Here is an 18,456-nt window from a genome sequence, read left to right as displayed (position 1 = left end):
CTTTAACGCCGATAGTACTAGTCTGGAGACGGACTGGGAGGGTAGGAAGTCGCTTCGTAAAAAGTGGCCCAGTAGCTCAGTTGGTTAGAGTGCTGGCCTGTCACGCCAGAGGTCGAGGGTTCGAGCCCCTTCTGGGTCGCCACTTTATGCCGGCATAGCTCAGTTGGTAGAGCAACTGACTTGTAATCAGTAGGTCGTGGGTTCAAATCCTATTGCCGGCTCCAAAAAGTCTATTTCTTAGGAAATAGACTTTTTTTATTTTTTGCTATATTATAAAATGAGTATTTTGTTATGGGAGGTTGTAAATATGCTTTATCGTGTTAAGCAGTTTTTCCTAGCCTTGTTTTCTAAGATTACAAATGAAGATAAGGAGTTTATAAATAGATATTTAAATGATGAAGATAAGAAAATTTTTAATAGGCTTCCTACTCATGAAAAGAAGCATTCACTTAATGTTGCAAGATATGTTTTGAATCATAATAAGGGTATAGATGATTTTTATATTAGGGCGAGTATTTTACATGATATAGGGAAGATAAATTCGGGACTTAATCCTATTTTTAAGGGGATAATAGTTATCTTGAATTCTCTTTCAGAGGAATTAACTAGAAAGATGCAATTTATAAAGCCTATTAGTGTTTACTATAACCATCCAAGTATAGGGGGAGGGATTTATAGGGATATAGATAGAGATATTTCTTATATAATAGAAAATCACCACAATTACACTATAACTGATCCTATAATAAAAATGATTCAGGAGGCAGACTCTAAAAATTAAGTTTATGCGATAGCGTATCTTTGCTCATGGATAAGGACTTCTAAGAATAAGTATGGGTTAAAACTCACCCTGATTCTTAGAAGTCTGTTTATAATATAGGGGTTTGGGCATAATAGTAATATGATTTAATACTTTGGAGGCATTATGAAAAAGAAGCTTTTACTTTATGTATATGGAATTACTATTATGTCCTTTATTATTTGTGGTTTATATTTTTCAGGAATGATGGAAAATACATATAATAGATTTTTTGGACCTAGGGATGAGTTACATACTCAGGTTAATTCGAATAAACTATATAGCGATAAGTCTATACCATTTATATCCTATATCCCAGATTCTGATGGTAAGTTATTAGAGCCTACTGTTATAGATATTAGTCCTAAGGGAAATATCTATATGAACCTAATTAATTCTCTTATGGCGTACTCTAAGGATTACTTTAAGGGAGACTTTAAGCTTATTTCTGTAACTAGAGACTCATCAGTAGTTAAAGTGAAATTATCTAGCAGCTTTAAGGAGGACTTATCCTTAAATGAAGAGAAGTTTTACTTAAGCCTAATGTCTATAGTAAATACCCTTTCAGAAATCAATAATGTAGATTATGTAGAGTTTTATTCTGGTAGCGAAAAGCTTGTTTTTAAGGGCACTTCTAGATTTCAAAGAAATGAAAACCTTATAGTAACTGAGTTTTTTGATTCACCTGATAGTGTCTTAAGAGAACAAATGAAACTAGAACAAAGGGGTGAGTTCCTTAAGGCATATTTGTTAATGTCATATAAGCATTCACCGAATAGAAAGATGTACCATGAATATCTTAGTGAGATGCAGGAGATTAAGTCTATAGGATTTTTAAGTGGTGACTTTAAGATTAAGGAGACTAAGATTAATGATGGAGTAGCTACTGTAGTTGTAGAATTCCAAAATGTATCTAATGAGGGCACTCCTGTTAATACATCTAATGTAACTGTTAAGTGCATATATATTGATAAAGGATGGTTTGTAGACTGGGTCAATGTGGATTAATTCCAAAAACATAATAAATATGTTATATTATAGTTATATAACAAAATAGGAGGCTGAAGAATGAAAAATTACCTTTATAAGATTATAGGGGCAATTGTTATTCTTGGAGTTATCATAGCAGTATCATCAGGTTTTCTTGTTGATATTCAGTGGTTTAAAGAGGTTGGATACTTAAATGTATTCATGACAACCTTAACTACTAAGATTTTAGTATTTGTACCTACCTTTATAATCTTTTTCGCATCGATTGTTTTCTATGTTAAAACCCTCAAATCAAAATTCTTAAGATTTATAGACGACGGGGACTTTGGTTTTAACATATCAAATGTTACTAACAAACTAATACTTGGAGTTTCAAGTATTACAGCTTTAATAGTATCAGCTCTATTTACCGGGAGTTTCTGGTATAAGATACTTGAATTCGTTAATGCTACACCTACAGGTGTAAAAGACCCAATATTCTCACTAGATGCTTCATTTTACATGTTTAAGTTACCTTTAGTTAAATCACTACTTTCACTTTTTATATTTATAGTTATTGTTCTTGGTGCAGTAGCATTAATATTCTACTTTACATTAAAGGCACAGGAGGGTATTAACGGCCTTCGTGGGGTTATAGATATTGAAAGAGGTGTTAAGGAAACTTTTATCGCAAGACAACTTGCAATACTTGGAGCTTTTTTACTAGTATTTTTATCATTAGTATTTGTAATTAAGGCATTGGAGCTTGTATATTCACCAAGTGGGGTTACCTATGGTGCAGGATACACAGATATTCATGTTTCACTTCCAGCCTATGGGATAATTGCAGTTCTTTGTATTGTATCTGCTATTATTTTTGCAGTTTCAGTTTTTAGGAAAAAGTTCAAGCCTGTTATTTATTCAGCAGTTACTATTGTTGTCATTATTTTTGGACAGGCTCTAGTTGCTGGAGTAGTTGAAAAGTTTATAGTAACTCCTAATGCTAGGGATAAGGAAATGCCGTATATAACTAATAACATTAAGTTTACTAGAAAGGCATTTGGACTTGAAAATATTGAACAAAGGGATTTCCCAGTTCAAAACAACTTAACACCTAAGGATATAGAAAATAATAAACTTACAATAGATAATATAAGAATTAATGAGTTTGATAGAATTGGAGAGGTTTATAATCAAATCCAAGCAATAAGAAACTACTATACCTTTAACAATATAGATATTGATAGATATACTATAGACGGTAAGCTGAGACAGGTTCTTATAGCACCTAGAGAACTTGATAATTCAAATAGAGAAGAAAAGTTCCAAACTTGGCAAAATAGGCACCTATTCTATACACATGGATATGGTATAGTTGCTTCATATAGTAACAGCGTTGGGCCAACAGGACTTCCAAGCTTTATATCTAAGGACATTCCTGTTACTGGACCAATTAAAGTTGATAAGCCACAAATATACTTTGGAGAGCTTACAAATGACTATTCAATAGTTGGAGCAAAGTCTAACGAAATAGATCATCCATCAGGAAATGAAAATAAGGAAACTAGATATAATGGTAAAGCAGGAATTAATCTAAGCTTTGGAAATAGGGTATTGTTTGCTGTAAATCAGCAAAGTATAAACTTCCTATTATCTAGTGAGATTTCATCAAAGAGTAAAATTATACTTCACAAAAATATAGTTGAGAGAGTTAATAAAATAGCTCCATTTATCCATTATGATAGGGATCCATATCTAGTAGCATCTAATGGTAAACTTTACTGGATTATAAATGGATATACTACATCTAACAAATACCCTTATTCAGAAATGTACGGAAACGTAAACTATGTTAGAAATTCTGTTAAGGCTGTAATAGATGCATATGATGGAACAGTTGATTTCTATTTAGATGATAATTCAGATGTTATAGCATCAACTATTTCAAAAATGTACAAGGGGTTATTTAAGGATATAAGCAAGATGCCAGAGGATCTTAAGGATCACTTAAGATATTCTGAGGATGTTTTTATGGCACAATCAAGGGTTTATGAAAAGTATCATATGACAAATCCAATGATATTCTATAATAATGAGGACCTTTGGAGTATAGCGAGATACAAGGGATCAGATGACAGGGAAGCTCAAATTGAACCTGTTTATCAGCTAATGAAACTTCCACAGGAGAAGGAAGAGAAATTCCTATTAACTATACCTTATACTGTTGCTAAGAAGGAAAACATGGTATCATGGCTTACAGTTGAGGCTAATGAGGAAAAATCAAAGCTAGTTCTTCTTAAGTTCCCTAAGGAACAAGCAGTATATGGACCTCAACAGTTTAATTCTAAAATTAATACAGATACAGAAATATCTCAAGAGCTTACACTTTGGAGTCAAAGAGGTAGTGAGGTTAAGTTCGGGGAGGCTACTATAATACCTATAAAGAATAGTTTATTATATGTAAAACCACTGTATCTAAAGTCACAGGGAGGCAAGGGTCTTCCAGAACTTAAGAGAGTTATAGTTCAATACGGTGACAAGATAGTAATGGAAGAAAATATACCAAAGGCCTTAGCTAGGTTATTTGGAGCTAATATAGTAGATGAAGAAGCACAGCCTTCAAAGCCTGGTGAAAATGTGGTAACACCTTCACAGGAAAAGGCATCTGATATGGTTAAAAGGGCAACTGATCTATTTAACAAAGCTACAGATGCTCAGAAAAAAGGCGATTGGGCTGCATACGGAACTTATCTTAAGCAGCTTGAAGATGAGCTTAACAAGCTACAACAAAACGTAAAGTAAATAATATAAGGATTAAACACAGAAGTTAGATTATGAATCTAACTTCTGTGTTTTTTTATATTTAATTATTTTATGTAATAAAACTTGTAACTAATCATATCCTATAATAATAATATGTATAGTAGGATATAGAGGGCAGAGGCTTACTATAAGATAATAAAGGTTAGGGGTTAGGAGGTGAGTACTATAATACAGATAAAAAATGTGAGCAAGGTTTTTAAGAATAAGGGGAATACTGTAGAGGCATTAAAGAATGTAAACATTAGTGTTAGTAAGGGAGATATATTTGGAGTTATAGGATTTAGTGGTGCAGGAAAAAGCACATTAATAAGACTTGTAAACCTACTTGAAAAACCTACTTCTGGGGAAGTCATTGTAAATGGGAAGAATTTAGCTAGATTAAGAGCCAGTGAATTAAGAAGTAGCAGAAAGAATATAGGAATGATTTTTCAGCAGTTTAACCTTCTTAACTCTAAAACTGTATATGAGAATATTGCTTTGCCTCTTATATTAAATAATACACCTAAAGAAGAAATAAATAAAAGGGTGTATGATTTATTAGAATTTGTTGGGCTTCGTGATAAGGCGAATACCTATCCAAGTAAATTATCAGGTGGACAAAAACAACGGATTGGAATAGCACGTGCACTTGCAACGAGTCCCTCTATTTTATTATGTGATGAGGCAACATCTGCACTAGATCCTAAAACAACCCAATCTATTTTATCATTATTAAAACGTGTTAATAGGGAACTTGGGATTACTATTTTAATAATTACCCATGAAATGAATGTTATAAGAGACATATGCAATAAGGTTGCTGTTATGGAAAATGGGGAGGTTATAGAACAGGGAGAGGTTTTAGAGGTTTTCGGTAATCCTAAAAAGGAAACAACTAAAAACTTTGTACAAACTGTTATAAATGATAAGGTGCCAAACTCAATTATTAAGTCAATTAAAGAGGATTCTAATTATCATGTTGTGGTGAGATTAAGGTTTATAGGTGAAAACTCAAAAAGGGCATTGATTTCTGAGGTAGCAAAAAACTTTAATGTTTATATAAATATCTTGTTCGCGACAGTAACTGAGCTTCAAGAAACTACACTTGCAAACATTATTATTGGGCTTAAAGGAGAACTTCAAGATGTTAATACTGCATTTGAATATATTAAAAACCAAAATATACATGCAGAAAGGGTTGAGTTAAAATGACGATTACAACAGAGCAGCTTATAAAGGCGTTCGTTGATACTTTGTATATGGTTAGCTTTTCACTTTTAATTGGAGTTATTATAGCAATTCCATTAGCTGTTACCTTAGTGCTAACAAGGGAAAATGGAATACTTCAAAATAGAATTATATACAACATATTAAACTTTGTAATTAATATACTTCGATCACTTCCTTTTATTATTTTGTTAGTGGCAATAATGCCATTTACGAAGTTAGTTGTAGGAACATCTATTGGAATAAAAGCAGCAATAGTACCACTTATAGTTTATATTGCTCCTTATATAGCTCGATTAATTGAGAACTCTTTACTAGAGGTTGATAGAGGAATTATTGAAACTTCTCAGGCAATGGGTGCAACTCCCTATCAGGTAGTTAGATATTTTCTACTTCCAGAGGCACTTCCTTCATTGGTACTTTCCATTACAACTGCAACTATAGGTCTTATAGGTGCAACTGCAATGGCAGGAACAGTTGGTGCAGGGGGAGTAGGAGATCTTGCAATATCATACGGATATGCTCGTTTTGATACTATAGTTATGGTTATAACAGTAGTCATATTAATCTTTGTTGTTCAGTTTATACAGAACATTGGAAATCTAATATCAAAGAAAATTAGACATTAATAAATAAAGGGGGAAAAGTGATGAAGAGGATAGTAAAAAAAGCGATAGCAGCAATGTTAATAGGAGCAATTTCTATAGTAGGTTTCGTTTCTTGCCAAAAGAAAGCGGAGGTTAGTAGTACTGGAGGGGAGAAGAAAACTGAAAAGAAAACAATAAAGCTAGGTTCATCTCCAGGTCCATATGACGTTCTTTTTAAGGATGCTGTAAAACCAATTCTAGAGGCAAAGGGCTATACTGTAGAATCTATAGACTTTTCAGAACTCCAATTATCTAATGTAGCTATTTCTGAGGGAAGTGTTGATTTTAATGTATCCCAGCATAGCGCATATATGAATGTATTTAATAAGAATAAGGGAACAAATCTTGCGGCTTTAACACCTATACCAACGGTACCAGCTGGGATTTTTTCAGATAAACATGCTTCACTAAATGATGTAAAGTCTGGTGCAAAGGTAGCAGTACCTCAAGATTCATCTAATACAGCTAGAGCACTTGCATTACTTCAAAAAGCAGGATGGATTAAGCTTAAAGAAGGTGTACAATTAATTAAGGCTACTACAAATGACATTGTAGAAAACAAGCATAAGTTAGAAATTATACCTATGGATTCAACTCAAATTCCACGTGTTTTATCAGACGTTGATTTTGCAATTATACCAGGAAGTGTTGTTTATGCTTCTAAACTTGACCCTAAGAAAACACTTCTATCTGAAGATGTTTTAAAGGAATTACAGCTTGTTGTAGTAGTTGACGAAAAAAACAAAGATGCACAGTGGGCAAAGGATATAAAGGATGCGTATCTATCAGATGAGTTCAAAGAATATATGAAGGAACACAATAAAGATAACTATTGGTTTATTCCTGATGAATTAAAATAAATATATTTAAGGCTGTTAACAGTATATAGTTAACAGTCTTTTTGTAGTTAAGATTTAGAATAATATATACATTGACAGGCTAGTTATATAATTGTAAGATATATGCAATTGGGGAATATGTAAGAATAAGTTAACAAATACTTATTGACGAATAAATATTATAAGTGATATAATTCATTCACAATATAAATTCCTAGTAATATTATGTATTAAGTAGGAATTAAAATAAGAGGAGATGAGACATTATGGATAAAAGTAATATAAATAATTTAATCAACAACATAAAAGGTGAGCTAGTTACTTGTTATAAAATGTTTCATCAAAATCCTGAGCTTTCAAATGAAGAGTACAAAACAACTCAGATGATTAAGGATATTCTTAATGAAGCGGGTATTGAGGTTTTAGATACATCACTTAAAACAGGACTTGTAGCACGAATAGAAGGAAAAAGTAAGGGGCCTGTTGTGGCACTTCGCTGTGACATTGATGCTCTTAAAATAGATGAAGAGACAGACCTTGAGTATAGATCATTAAACAAAGGGGTAATGCATGCCTGTGGACATGATTTTCATATTGCTACGATGATCGGTGCAGCTCTTTTATTAAAGGAGAAGCAAGATGAACTTCAGGGAACAGTTAAGATAATATTCCAACCTGCAGAGGAGGATGGACACGGTGCAGAGGACGTTATAGCAACAGGTGCACTAAATGATGTATGGACTATATTTGGAGTTCACACATCAACGGTTCTGAATGTCGGGGAGATAGGACTTACACTTAACCCTCCAACTGCAGCGGTAGATCACTTTATGATAAATATTAATGGGGTAGGAACACACGCTGCTCACCCACAAAAGGGAGTAGATCCTATTATTATATCTGCTCATATAATTACAGCACTACAAACAATAATCACTAGAAATGTAAGTGCCTTTGATAGCGCTTTAATTAGTATAACAAATGTTCATAGTGGAACTACTTGGAATGTTATTCCTTCAACTGCATTTATTGAGGGGACTGTTAGAACACTGGATAAGGACACAAGAAAGCTAATAGAAGAAAAAATGAGAGCAATTTCAACATCTATTGCTACTAGTTTTGGTGGTGAAGCTGAATTTATATGGAGACAAGGACCACCAGCTACAGATAATTCACCTAGATGGGTTGAGGTAGCAAAAAACGTAGCTATGAAAAGTGCTCTTAGGGTAAAAACTTCACCACCTTCACTTGGAGGAGAGGATTTTGCATATTATCAAGAGAGAATTCCAGGAGTTTTCATCCATATGGGAACAGGAGATGCATATCCACAGCATCATCCTAAATTCACTGTTGATACTACCGCTTTATATGGTAGTGCAGTTTACTTTAAGAACCTTGCTATAGAATCACTAAAAAAGTTAAATGAAGAAGAAGGATTATATTCAGGAGAAGGAATTTAAAATATTTAGACACCATTAGCCTTTTATAAGCAGCTAATGGTGTCTTTTGTATTTACAGCTATATTTATTTGTTGCTATATAAATCAATAACCAACTGGAAAAGTATAGGAATTTTCTATTATGCTAGTTAAGTTTTATAAACTATAATACATTTGTTAACATATATTCCAACAATATGTTTGTAATTACATTAGAAAAAACTACAGGGGGAGTAACATGATAGAAATTAGAGGCGTAAGTAAAACCTTTAAAAGTAAGGAGAATACTGTAGAAGCGTTAAAAGATGTTAATATTCATGTTAACTCCGGAGATATCTTTGGAGTTATTGGTTATAGTGGAGCTGGAAAAAGTACATTAATAAGGATTGTTAATCTTCTTGAAAAGCCAACCTCAGGTAAGGTTATAGTAGATGGAAAAAATCTTTTAAGTTTAAGTAAAAGGGAACTCAGAAGTGTTAGAAAAAGAATAGGAATGATATTTCAGAACTTTAACCTTCTTAATTCAAAAACAGTTTATGAAAATGTAGCAATTCCCTTGATACTAGAAGGAGCCTCAAAGGAAGAGATTAAAAAAAGAGTAAATGATGTACTAGATTTTGTAGGATTAAGTGATAAATCAAGCACCTATCCTAGTAAGTTGTCGGGGGGACAAAAGCAGCGTGTAGGTATAGCAAGGGCACTTGCTACAAATCCTTCTATTTTACTATGTGATGAGGCAACTTCTGCACTTGACCCTAAAACAACAAAGTCTATATTAGAGCTTTTAAAACGCATTCATAGTGAAATGGGAATAACCATTTTGATAATTACCCATGAGATGAATGTTATAAAGGATATATGCAATAAAGTAGCTGTTATGGAGGATGGGAAGGTTATAGAACAGGGAGAAGTTCTAGAGGTCTTCGGTAGTCCGAGGCACGAAACTACAAAAAGCTTTGTAAAAACAGTTATAAATGATGAAATCCCTACTTCAATAATACAGGATATAGAAAAAGAGAGGGATTATCATATTATAGCAAAATTAAAGTTTATAGGAGAAAACTCAAAAAGAGCATTAATATCAGAGGTTTCTCAAAGGTTTAAGGTTAAGGTAAATATATTATTTGCAATTGTAACTGAACTTCAGGAAACGGTATTTAGTAATTTAATAATAGGTATTCAGGGAGATTCAGATGAGGCTGAAAAGGCCTTTGATTATATAAGAAAACAAAATATAGATGTAGAAAGGGTTGAGTTGAAATGTTAGTTACAACACAGCAGCTTATAAAAGCCTTTGTAGACACTATTTTAATGGTAAGCTGGTCACTTTTTATAGGAACTCTTATAGCTATTCCCTTGGCACTTATTTTGGTGTTAACAAGGCCAGATGGGATACTACAGAATAAGTATGTTTATAGCATATTTAATGTTGTAATAAATATCCTTCGATCACTGCCCTTTATTATTTTGCTTGTTGCTATTATGCCCTTTACTAGGTTAGTGGTAGGAACATCTATAGGAATAAAAGCCGCAATAGTTCCTCTAATCGTGTACATAGCACCTTATATTTCAAGACTCATTGAAAACTCATTACTTGAGGTTGATAGGGGAATTATAGAAGCATCTCAAGCGATGGGGGCTACTACCTATCAGGTAATAAGATATTTTCTAATTCCAGAGGCAATGCCTTCTCTTGTTCTTTCTATAACAACAGCAACTATTGGACTTATAGGGGCAACTGCAATGGCAGGAACTGTTGGGGCAGGAGGAGTTGGAGATATTGCAATTTCATATGGATATGAGCGTTTTGATACTTTAGTTATGGTTATAACTGTGCTTATATTAATAGCGGTTGTTCAACTTGTTCAAAACATCGGAAACTATGTTTCAAGGAAACTTAGATATTAGATTAGATAAGGGGGAAGTTTTATGAAAAGAAAGTTTAAAAAAGCATTGGCATTAGGACTTATTTCTTTAATTTCTATTGCATCACTTGTAGGATGTCAAAGCAAAACAAAGGAAACTCAAGGAGATGCTAAGGTAGAGGAGAAAAAAACAATAACTATGGGTTCATCTCCAGGGCCATATGATGTACTTTTTCAAGAGGCAGTAAAGCCTATTTTAGAGAAAAAGGGATATACAATTAAAACTGTTGATTTTTCAAAGTTCCAAATGAATAATACAGCACTTGCAGAGGGTAGCGTAGATTTTAATGTATCACAACACAGTGCTTATATGAAAACATTTAATAAGGAGAAAAATGCAAATCTAGTAGCATTAACTCCTATACCAACAGTACCTGCTGGGCTTTTCTCAGCAAATCATAAATTACTTGATGAAGTTAAAAAAGGTTCAAAGGTAGCAATCCCTCAAGATCCTTCAAACTGTGCAAGAGGACTTGCACTACTTCAAAAAGCAGGTTGGATTAAGCTAAAAGAGGGAATAGAGTTAACAAAGGTTACTTTAAATGATGTTGCAGAAAACAAAAAAGATATAGAAATTGTACCTATGGACTCAAGCCAAATTCCTCGTGTTTTAAAGGATGTTGATTTTGGAGTTTTACCAGGTAGTGTTGTATATGCATCAAAGGTAGACCCTAAGACATCTCTACTTGCTGAGGATGTTCTAAAGGACCTTCAACTTGTTCTTGTAGTTAATGGAAAGAATAAAGATGCTGAATGGGCTAAGGCAATAGCTGATGCTTACCGTTCAGATGAATTTAAAACATATATGAAGGAACACAACAAGGATAATTATTGGTTTATACCAGATGAAATAAAGTAAGTTGTAAAATTGAAAATAAGTGGTATAATATCTTGTATAAACCTATGATGAGGACTAGTAATTATTTTCTTTGGTTAAGAGAGTCGGTGGCTTGGTGTAAACCGATACAAGGGATTAATGAATCCACCTTTGAGGGACTGTGATGAACAGTACCGTTTGCTGCGGTTAATAGCATTAAAGAGGATTAGTTATACTAATCAACTTAGGTGGCAACGCGGAATGATATAACCTTTCGTCCTATATAATAATAGGATGAAGGGTTTTTTTGTTTTTAGGGAATAATATTATTATATTTCGTTAGAGTTTAATAATTTATGTAACTATAAAACATGAAAATAAGGCATCATTTTAGGTAGAATTATTTATTCAAAAGGAGGACGTTACATATGCTAGATATTAAAAGAATTAGAACGAATCCAGAAGAAGTTAAAGAAGGAATGCTAAAAAGAAACAAGGAAGCTGAAGCTAAGTCAATTGATACTATTTTAGAAATTGACGAGAAAAGAAGAGCAATACTTGTTGAGGTTGAAGAGTTAAAGAGCAAGAGAAACACTGCTTCAGGTGAAATAGCTAAGATGAAAAGAGCGGGAGAGTCAACTGACCATATCATGGCTGAAATGAAGGAACTTTCAGATAAGATTAAGGCTCTTGATGAAAGTGTAAATGCTCTAGAAGAGGAACAACAAAGCCTTATTCTAAGACTTCCAAACGTTCCAAACCCAACAGTACCAAAGGGAACTGATGATACTGAAAATATAGAAATGAGAAAGTTTGGAACTCCTAGAGAATTCGCCTTCGAAGCTAAGGCTCACTGGGATATAGGAACAGGACTTGATATACTTGACTTCGAAAGAGCAGGTAAGGTAACAGGAGCTAGATTTACTTTCTACAAAGGTAAGGGAGCAAAGCTTGAAAGAGCACTTATTAATTTCATGCTTGATATGCATACAGAAAAGCATGAGTATGTAGAAATACTTCCTCCATTTATGGCTAACTCAAGAAGTTTAACAGGAACAGGACAGCTTCCTAAGTTTGAAGAGGATATGTTTAAGCTAAACGGAACAGACTACTATCTAATTCCTACAGCAGAGGTTCCAGTTACTAATATATATAGAGATGAAATACTAAGTGGTGAAAGTCTTCCAATAAAGCATACAGCATACTCACCATGCTTTAGAGCAGAGGCTGGTTCTGCTGGAAGAGATACAAGAGGGCTTATAAGACAGCACCAATTCAATAAGGTAGAGCTTGTTAAGTTTGCTCATCCTGATACTTCATATAATGAGCTAGAAAAGCTTACAAATGATGCAGAGGAGATACTAAAGACTCTAGGACTACCATATAGAGTAGTTAAGCTTTGTACAGGGGATCTTGGATTCAGCTCAGCTATGACATATGATATAGAAGTGTGGATGCCAAGCTACGGAAGATATGTTGAAATCTCAAGCTGTTCAAACTTTGAAGACTTCCAAGGAAGAAGAGCTAATGTGAGATTTAAGGAAAATGCTAAGGATAAGCCAAAGTTTGTTCATACATTAAATGGATCAGGTGTAGCAGTAGGTAGAGCGCTATCAGCGATACTTGAAAACTACCAAAGAGAAGACGGAACTGTTGAAGTGCCTCAGGCTCTAAGACCATACATGGGTGGACTTGAAGTAATAGAAGGAAAATAATATATAAGTGTGTTAATAAGGCAGCTATTTTAATAATGGCTGCCTTTTTGTGTGTAAAAAACATTATATAAGGGTTAAATAGTGTGTAATAAAAGGCGTATTTAAGCAAGATATCTATGATTTACGGGGCTTTACATAGGAAAATGTCTATATTTAATATGTGTATGAAAAATATAGGCTATTATAGGGTTGAAGTGAGGGAGCAAAAGTATAGAAAAAAATGGTTTCTTACACTTTTTGAAGCATAGTTTTATATTTTGCACTTCTAAATCCATAAGAATCAATATTTTCACCTTAAATTAAGGCTTATTAGTTAATTTTTAGGTTCAATTTAAGAAACTTTTATAAGAAATACCCTTCTATCTTCTTAAATTATTAAAAACCATCTTTTATTCACACCTTTTAGAAATTTAAAATTTTATATGCATACAAATATTACCAGTTCAGTCTATAGAAAATATCTATAGACTGAATATTTAAAATCTATTGAAATTATTTGGAAATAGTGGTATGTTTTAAGTGTACTAGTTGGTGTGGTACACATCATACACATATAAAAAGAATTAATGAAAATATAATTGTTTTTAGCATAAAAGGAGGGAAATAAATGAAGAAACTATATATAGGTCTTGGTATTTCTGCTGCTTTAATAGTAGGGGGAATAGCTTATTCAGCATATGCAAGGCCTACTGTAAACATGGCAACTATGGGTAAGTATTACTATCAGAAAAGAGATTTTAGAAACGACTTAGAAGGTAAGGCAAATGTTATTTATGGCGACCAAGATAAGCTAAAACTAAAGATAAAACTCGATGATTTCTCCGGAGGAGAAGAGGTTAGAAATCTAATTTATAAATTAAAGGATAGAGAATATAAGTTTACTAAACAAGAGCAAAAAATGTTTGATAAATATATGTCTCAGGGAGCAGACGAAAAGAAAGAACCTAAAATATTGCTAAAGGAAATTATTAAGTACAAATGGACTAATCCAGTAAATATTACTCTAGCAAAAGACGAAGGTAAGAAGATTAAATATAGAGATGGAGGAGATGGCTACAGTAATCTAATTAAGCCCATACTAGATAGTGATAGGGTGTCCCTTTCAGGAAGTATAGTTATGAATAGAAAACAAGGGTTCAATGAGGAATTATTTATTTATGGAGTAAGAGGGAGTGGGACACTAGAGCTAGAATTTGAAGCCGTTTATAAATAGGAGGTGTAGAGAGTGATAAAAATCGATCCAAGAAGCTCAATGCCGATATATGAGCAAATCGTAGCAAATATAAAAGAAGCAATATTAAAGGGTATAATATCACCTACAGATAAGCTACCTTCAATAAGAGAAATGGCAAGTATGCTAGTTACAAACCCTAACACAGTTTCAAAGGCATATAGCGAACTTGAAAGACAAGGAGTTATAGAAACACTAAGGGGAAGAGGAACATTTGTATGTGAAAATTTTAGACCAAAGCTTGAGGAGGAAAGAATGGAAACTTTAATTAATACCTTGAAGCAAGTTGTACTTGAGGCAAGGTACCTAAACCTTACAGATGAAAAACTATGCAATATTATTAAGGGTATGTACGGAAATCTTGAGGGAGGTGAGAAAAGTGATAAGAACTAAAAGACTTTCGAAGAACTTTCAAGATAAAACAGCTCTAAATGATATAAATATAAGCTTTAAGGAAGGGTCATTACATGGGCTTGTAGGGGTTAATGGATCAGGGAAATCCACCCTTCTAAAGTGTATTACAGGAGTATATAGGGGAGATAGTGGAGAGGTCTTAATTAGTGGACAACCTGTATATGAAAATAACTCTATTAAGGAAACTATAGCCTATATAGAGGATGAAAATGATTTTTTCTCATCATATAGGGTAAATGAGGTTATTAAATTTTATACAATGACCTATGACAAGTTTTCTATAGAGATGTTTAATAAGCTAAATGAGATATTTAATATATCTAAAAAGTCTAGGGTAAGATCACTTTCTAAGGGGCAGAAAATGAGGCTTTCTATAATGCTTGGATTCTCGATTCAGCCAAAGGTTCTTATACTTGATGAGCCTACAAATGGTCTTGATCCTATAATTAGAAAGGAATTTCTAAAGATATTAGTTGACTATGTATATAATAATAAGGCAACAGCGGTTATAGCTTCTCATAACCTTACTGAGCTTGAAAGAATGTGTGATAGTATAACTCTTCTTGATTCAGGGGAGGTTAAGTACTCCTTAACACTTGATGATTTAAAGGAAAAGGTACGTAAGATTCAAGTTATGTTCAAAGGAGAGGTAGAAATTAATCATCCATCTATAGTAAGTGTTGAGAAATTAGGCAGAGTTCATTATCTAGTTACTAATAACTATGATTCAAGCATACTTCACTATATAAATTCACTAGGTGCAGAGTTTGTAGAGGAAGTTGATATGTGTCTTGAGGACATGTTTATATATACAGTTGGAGGTGAATATAGTGAACTGGTTTAAAAAATCTATTGTATATGACCAAAAAAGAAAGTTATTAATACTACCAATACTAATGCTTTTAATAATTGTATATAACATTATGAATATAGCAAGTAGAATTGCAAATCCAAATGTATACCAAGAGGATTTAAGTTTAACTATAGGTGCTACCTCATATTTTTTCATATTGTGCTTAGTTGGAATAATTGCTTTGGTTTCAGTAGGGATTAGAGATAAAAGTGAGAGAAGTTATATGGTGTCAATGCCTATAAAAAGGCATAATATAATATTAACCAAGCTAGCATGTGCAGTTATAGCAGTTATTGTTCCTATATTTATAGGGTTTTTAATAGAATCTGGAGTGTATGTAGTTAATAGAACTTATCTAGTAGCTGAGGGTTATCCATATTTAGATGTATTTATTAAGTATTTTTCTTTAGCTATTGTTTCGCTTACTGTAATCGGTGGAGTATATATTCTTAGTCTTATATACAACAATATAAAGGTTCCAGTTGTTTTAGTAATTATAGGAGTTATATCCTCTGGGTATCTACTTGCTTCTGTAACAAACTGTTTTCATTATAATAGTAAAATAAGAAGAAGTATTGAGGACTTTTTTAATTATATAGCTGATATTATAGATACACCAGGTAGTGTAACTGCATCTTTTTACCCAAGTACCATAGGAAGAATAATTGTACTTATAGGTATTGTAGTTTTATTATTCACTTTAATAGACTTTGTAGCAGGGAAATTTAGTAATGATGTATATGATAACTTATTTTCATTTAAAATAAGTAAAATTCTTTCATATATAGCACTTGCTTTAGCAGCAGCAGCTATATTTAATTTAATAAGTGGAGTTATAATTGACATATTATACTTCCAACCAAGATATAGAAGTCAAGTAGAAATAAAACAGGCAACAAGTCTTTTTGTGTATAGGGCACACTTTGTAGTCACTGTTATACTTACACCACTATGGATATTTATAGCAAGTAAAATAAATAAGAAGTTAGAGGAGAGATTTTAGTGACCCTTTATAAAGCTTTAAGTTTTATATGTTTCTTAGGAATAGTAGTCTTAGTTTATTTAGGATTAAATTAGAAGAGGGTTCAAAGTAATTATTGTAGTTAATAAGTTAAAATAGTAAATTAGCCACTTTCCGACACGATATAAGGAAAGTGGCTAATTTTATATAGCTACTTGAAAAAATTGACATATTTAATTCCTTTATATATAATGCAAACTAATATGTCTATGGGAGAAAATAACAAAGGGGGAGGTAGAGTGGTAAAGCTTAGAATAAAGAAAATATTATCGGTATTTATATTAATTGTATTACTTATAGCAACATACGGAACACTTAGGATAGCTAGATTTAGAATATATGAAATTAAAAATATACTTGTAGAGGGTAAAAACCTAGTTTATGAGGGACCTAAAAAAGTAAATAAAGCTGAACCTACAAGGTTTAATAATATAAAAAGAATTGATACCAAGGCTTCAAAGGTAAATAACATATCAATTTACTTTAAAGGGGATAAGTTATATACAGACATATATGAAAAGGACTTAAGATACTATGTAGACTTTAGAAGCTTTGTAAGAGAGGTTCAAGGAGATATAATTCCTGATGGCGATAAGGTAATATTAAACTACAAAAATAAAAAGATAACTATAAATAAGGAATTAAAAACTTACTCTAAGAAAAGCGACTCTATAGAATTTAGAGGGGAAGTTCTAAATATAAATAATAAAAAGTACATATCCTTAAATGATATAGAGGGTATGCTTGATTTTAGAGATACTTGGAATATAGAAAAGGGCATTATTAATGTATTTGATGACAAGAAAAAAGTTAATATATCTCCAGTTTGTAAGTCAGGCAAAGCTGCACTTATAAGACTTGAGGACGTATCAACAGGTTCCACACTTAAAAGTAGTACAGCAAAGGAAAAGATGAAGATACTTGCAGATAACCTTTATATAAATGGAATCAAATTTAATGTGGCTTGGGTTCCAAGATTCAAGAATCCTCAAAAAGGAATAGATAATGATTTATTAACTAATAAAACAATGAGTAATGTACAATTTATAAATATGATGGACCATTTAATACAAAAAGGTGGAGCTATAGGACTTCATGGGTATACTCATCAAGCAAATGGAGATATTAGTCTTAAGGGATTTGAATTAACTCGTAAACTTAATTCAAGTGAATCTGAAACGAGAAGGGTTATAGAAAGTGGAATTACTACAGCTAAGACTCTTAATATCCCTATAAGTTTCTTTGAAAGTCCACATTACGGGGCAACAAGATCCCAGCAAAGAATAATTGAGGATTATTTTAATGTTATTTATGAGCCTTATAAGGGTTACTATAACTTCAATCCACTATATAGCTTTAAGGATAAAAGCAGGCTATATGTACCTACTCCTTTAGGATATATACATGATAAAGATGGAGAAGATATAATTAAAAAAATAGAAAAGCAATGGGACTTTAGATTGAATAGTTTCTTTCTTCATCCTTATTTTGAATTTGGATTTATCGATTTAAAGGATACAGATAAGTATGGATATAGAGATTATAATTATAGTGAAAAGTCTCCACTTAATAGAATTATCAAGACCTTAGGAAGAAATGGATATGTAACTATAAGTGTAAAAGATTTATAGAAAAAAAGTTTAAGATTTTTTTACAAATAGTGTTGACATTAATTTTAAGGGCTGATATAATACATAATGTAAGACGGAGAGATGGTCGAGTTGGTTTAAGGCACCGGTCTTGAAAACCGGCGTAGGGG

General features: G+C 32.6%; 16 protein-coding genes, 2 tRNA genes and 1 other annotated feature. All 18 genes read left to right on the top strand.

The features are described 5' to 3' along the window. The first annotated feature begins 65 nt into the window (after nt 1-65). The 18 genes from CLCY_RS04985 (at nt 66) to CLCY_RS04900 (ending at nt 18,328) form a co-directional block, all read left to right on the top strand. A tRNA-Asp gene (locus CLCY_RS04985) sits at nt 66-142 on the top strand. A gap of 6 nt (nt 143-148) precedes the next feature. After that, nucleotides 149-224 (top strand) — tRNA-Thr (locus CLCY_RS04980). A gap of 83 nt (nt 225-307) precedes the next feature. Then, nucleotides 308-781: an HD domain-containing protein gene (locus CLCY_RS04975; RefSeq protein ID WP_048570042.1), complete on the top strand. Its 474-nt coding sequence runs from the start codon at nt 308-310 to the stop codon at nt 779-781. A gap of 144 nt (nt 782-925) precedes the next feature. Then, nucleotides 926-1,807 carry a GerMN domain-containing protein gene (locus CLCY_RS04970; protein WP_048570041.1) on the top strand — a complete coding sequence of 294 codons (882 nt, stop codon included), beginning with the start codon at nt 926-928 and terminating at the stop codon, nt 1,805-1,807. A 60-nt stretch (nt 1,808-1,867) separates the two neighbouring features. Further along, nucleotides 1,868-4,570, top strand: coding sequence for a UPF0182 family membrane protein (locus CLCY_RS04965; RefSeq protein WP_048570040.1), 2,703 nt, complete (start codon nt 1,868-1,870; stop codon nt 4,568-4,570). A 177-nt stretch (nt 4,571-4,747) separates the two neighbouring features. Next, entirely contained in the window at nt 4,748-5,782 is a 1,035-nt protein-coding gene (locus CLCY_RS04960; RefSeq protein ID WP_242844939.1) for a methionine ABC transporter ATP-binding protein, read from the top strand. Continuing rightward, on the top strand, nt 5,779-6,426 hold the full coding sequence (locus tag CLCY_RS04955; protein WP_048570039.1) for a methionine ABC transporter permease: 648 nt from the start codon (nt 5,779-5,781) through the stop codon (nt 6,424-6,426). The genes CLCY_RS04960 and CLCY_RS04955 overlap by 4 nt, the downstream gene beginning before the upstream one ends. 20 nt (nt 6,427-6,446) lie before the next feature. Further along, nucleotides 6,447-7,304 carry a MetQ/NlpA family ABC transporter substrate-binding protein gene (locus CLCY_RS04950; protein WP_048570038.1) on the top strand — a complete coding sequence of 286 codons (858 nt, stop codon included), beginning with the start codon at nt 6,447-6,449 and terminating at the stop codon, nt 7,302-7,304. 245 nt (nt 7,305-7,549) lie between these two features. Then, complete coding sequence (locus CLCY_RS04945; RefSeq protein WP_048570037.1) at nt 7,550-8,743, top strand: amidohydrolase; 1,194 nt, start codon at nt 7,550-7,552, stop codon at nt 8,741-8,743. A 216-nt stretch (nt 8,744-8,959) separates the two neighbouring features. Next, complete coding sequence (locus tag CLCY_RS04940; protein ID WP_048570036.1) at nt 8,960-9,988, top strand: methionine ABC transporter ATP-binding protein; 1,029 nt, start codon at nt 8,960-8,962, stop codon at nt 9,986-9,988. After that, nucleotides 9,982-10,629 carry a methionine ABC transporter permease gene (locus CLCY_RS04935; protein ID WP_048570035.1) on the top strand — a complete coding sequence of 216 codons (648 nt, stop codon included), beginning with the start codon at nt 9,982-9,984 and terminating at the stop codon, nt 10,627-10,629. Before CLCY_RS04940 ends, CLCY_RS04935 begins: the two co-directional genes overlap by 7 nt. A gap of 21 nt (nt 10,630-10,650) precedes the next feature. Next, a complete protein-coding gene (locus CLCY_RS04930) occupies nt 10,651-11,505 on the top strand; it encodes a MetQ/NlpA family ABC transporter substrate-binding protein (RefSeq protein ID WP_048570034.1) in 855 nt (284 codons plus the stop codon). 35 nt (nt 11,506-11,540) lie between these two features. Next, nucleotides 11,541-11,748, top strand: a binding site (T-box leader). Nucleotides 11,749-11,891: 143 nt separating this feature from the next. Further along, nucleotides 11,892-13,178: a serine--tRNA ligase gene (gene serS, locus CLCY_RS04925; protein WP_048570033.1), complete on the top strand. Its 1,287-nt coding sequence runs from the start codon at nt 11,892-11,894 to the stop codon at nt 13,176-13,178. Nucleotides 13,179-13,785: 607 nt separating this feature from the next. After that, nucleotides 13,786-14,391 carry a hypothetical protein gene (locus CLCY_RS04920; protein ID WP_048570032.1) on the top strand — a complete coding sequence of 202 codons (606 nt, stop codon included), beginning with the start codon at nt 13,786-13,788 and terminating at the stop codon, nt 14,389-14,391. A 12-nt stretch (nt 14,392-14,403) separates the two neighbouring features. Continuing rightward, nucleotides 14,404-14,802: a GntR family transcriptional regulator gene (locus CLCY_RS04915; protein ID WP_048570031.1), complete on the top strand. Its 399-nt coding sequence runs from the start codon at nt 14,404-14,406 to the stop codon at nt 14,800-14,802. Further along, nucleotides 14,789-15,667 carry an ABC transporter ATP-binding protein gene (locus tag CLCY_RS04910; RefSeq protein WP_048570030.1) on the top strand — a complete coding sequence of 293 codons (879 nt, stop codon included), beginning with the start codon at nt 14,789-14,791 and terminating at the stop codon, nt 15,665-15,667. Before CLCY_RS04915 ends, CLCY_RS04910 begins: the two co-directional genes overlap by 14 nt. After that, nucleotides 15,654-16,679: a hypothetical protein gene (locus tag CLCY_RS04905; RefSeq protein WP_048570029.1), complete on the top strand. Its 1,026-nt coding sequence runs from the start codon at nt 15,654-15,656 to the stop codon at nt 16,677-16,679. The genes CLCY_RS04910 and CLCY_RS04905 overlap by 14 nt, the downstream gene beginning before the upstream one ends. A gap of 257 nt (nt 16,680-16,936) precedes the next feature. Then, nucleotides 16,937-18,328 carry a DUF2334 domain-containing protein gene (locus CLCY_RS04900; protein WP_048570028.1) on the top strand — a complete coding sequence of 464 codons (1,392 nt, stop codon included), beginning with the start codon at nt 16,937-16,939 and terminating at the stop codon, nt 18,326-18,328. The last annotated feature ends 128 nt before the right edge of the window (nt 18,329-18,456 follow it).

Source organism: Clostridium cylindrosporum DSM 605, from assembly GCF_001047375.1.
Lineage (GTDB): Bacteria > Bacillota > Clostridia > Clostridiales > Caloramatoraceae > Clostridium_AB > Clostridium_AB cylindrosporum.
Note: the sequence above shows the minus strand (reverse complement) of the source record. Positions and strands in the feature narration are given on the sequence as shown.

Excerpts from the sequence above, each read along its gene's own strand:
- CLCY_RS04940 (WP_048570036.1), top strand. The coding sequence starts at position 8,960 with ATGATAGAAATTAGAGGCGTAAGTAAAACCTTTAAAAGTAAGGAGAAT.
- CLCY_RS04955 (WP_048570039.1), top strand. The coding sequence starts at position 5,779 with ATGACGATTACAACAGAGCAGCTTATAAAGGCGTTCGTTGATACTTTG.
- CLCY_RS04945 (WP_048570037.1), top strand. The coding sequence starts at position 7,550 with ATGGATAAAAGTAATATAAATAATTTAATCAACAACATAAAAGGTGAG.
- CLCY_RS04930 (WP_048570034.1), top strand. The coding sequence starts at position 10,651 with ATGAAAAGAAAGTTTAAAAAAGCATTGGCATTAGGACTTATTTCTTTA.
- CLCY_RS04965 (WP_048570040.1), top strand. The coding sequence starts at position 1,868 with ATGAAAAATTACCTTTATAAGATTATAGGGGCAATTGTTATTCTTGGA.
- CLCY_RS04975 (WP_048570042.1), top strand. The coding sequence starts at position 308 with ATGCTTTATCGTGTTAAGCAGTTTTTCCTAGCCTTGTTTTCTAAGATT.
- serS (WP_048570033.1), top strand. The coding sequence starts at position 11,892 with ATGCTAGATATTAAAAGAATTAGAACGAATCCAGAAGAAGTTAAAGAA.
- CLCY_RS04950 (WP_048570038.1), top strand. The coding sequence starts at position 6,447 with ATGAAGAGGATAGTAAAAAAAGCGATAGCAGCAATGTTAATAGGAGCA.
- CLCY_RS04920 (WP_048570032.1), top strand. The coding sequence starts at position 13,786 with ATGAAGAAACTATATATAGGTCTTGGTATTTCTGCTGCTTTAATAGTA.
- CLCY_RS04970 (WP_048570041.1), top strand. The coding sequence starts at position 926 with ATGAAAAAGAAGCTTTTACTTTATGTATATGGAATTACTATTATGTCC.
- CLCY_RS04935 (WP_048570035.1), top strand. The coding sequence starts at position 9,982 with ATGTTAGTTACAACACAGCAGCTTATAAAAGCCTTTGTAGACACTATT.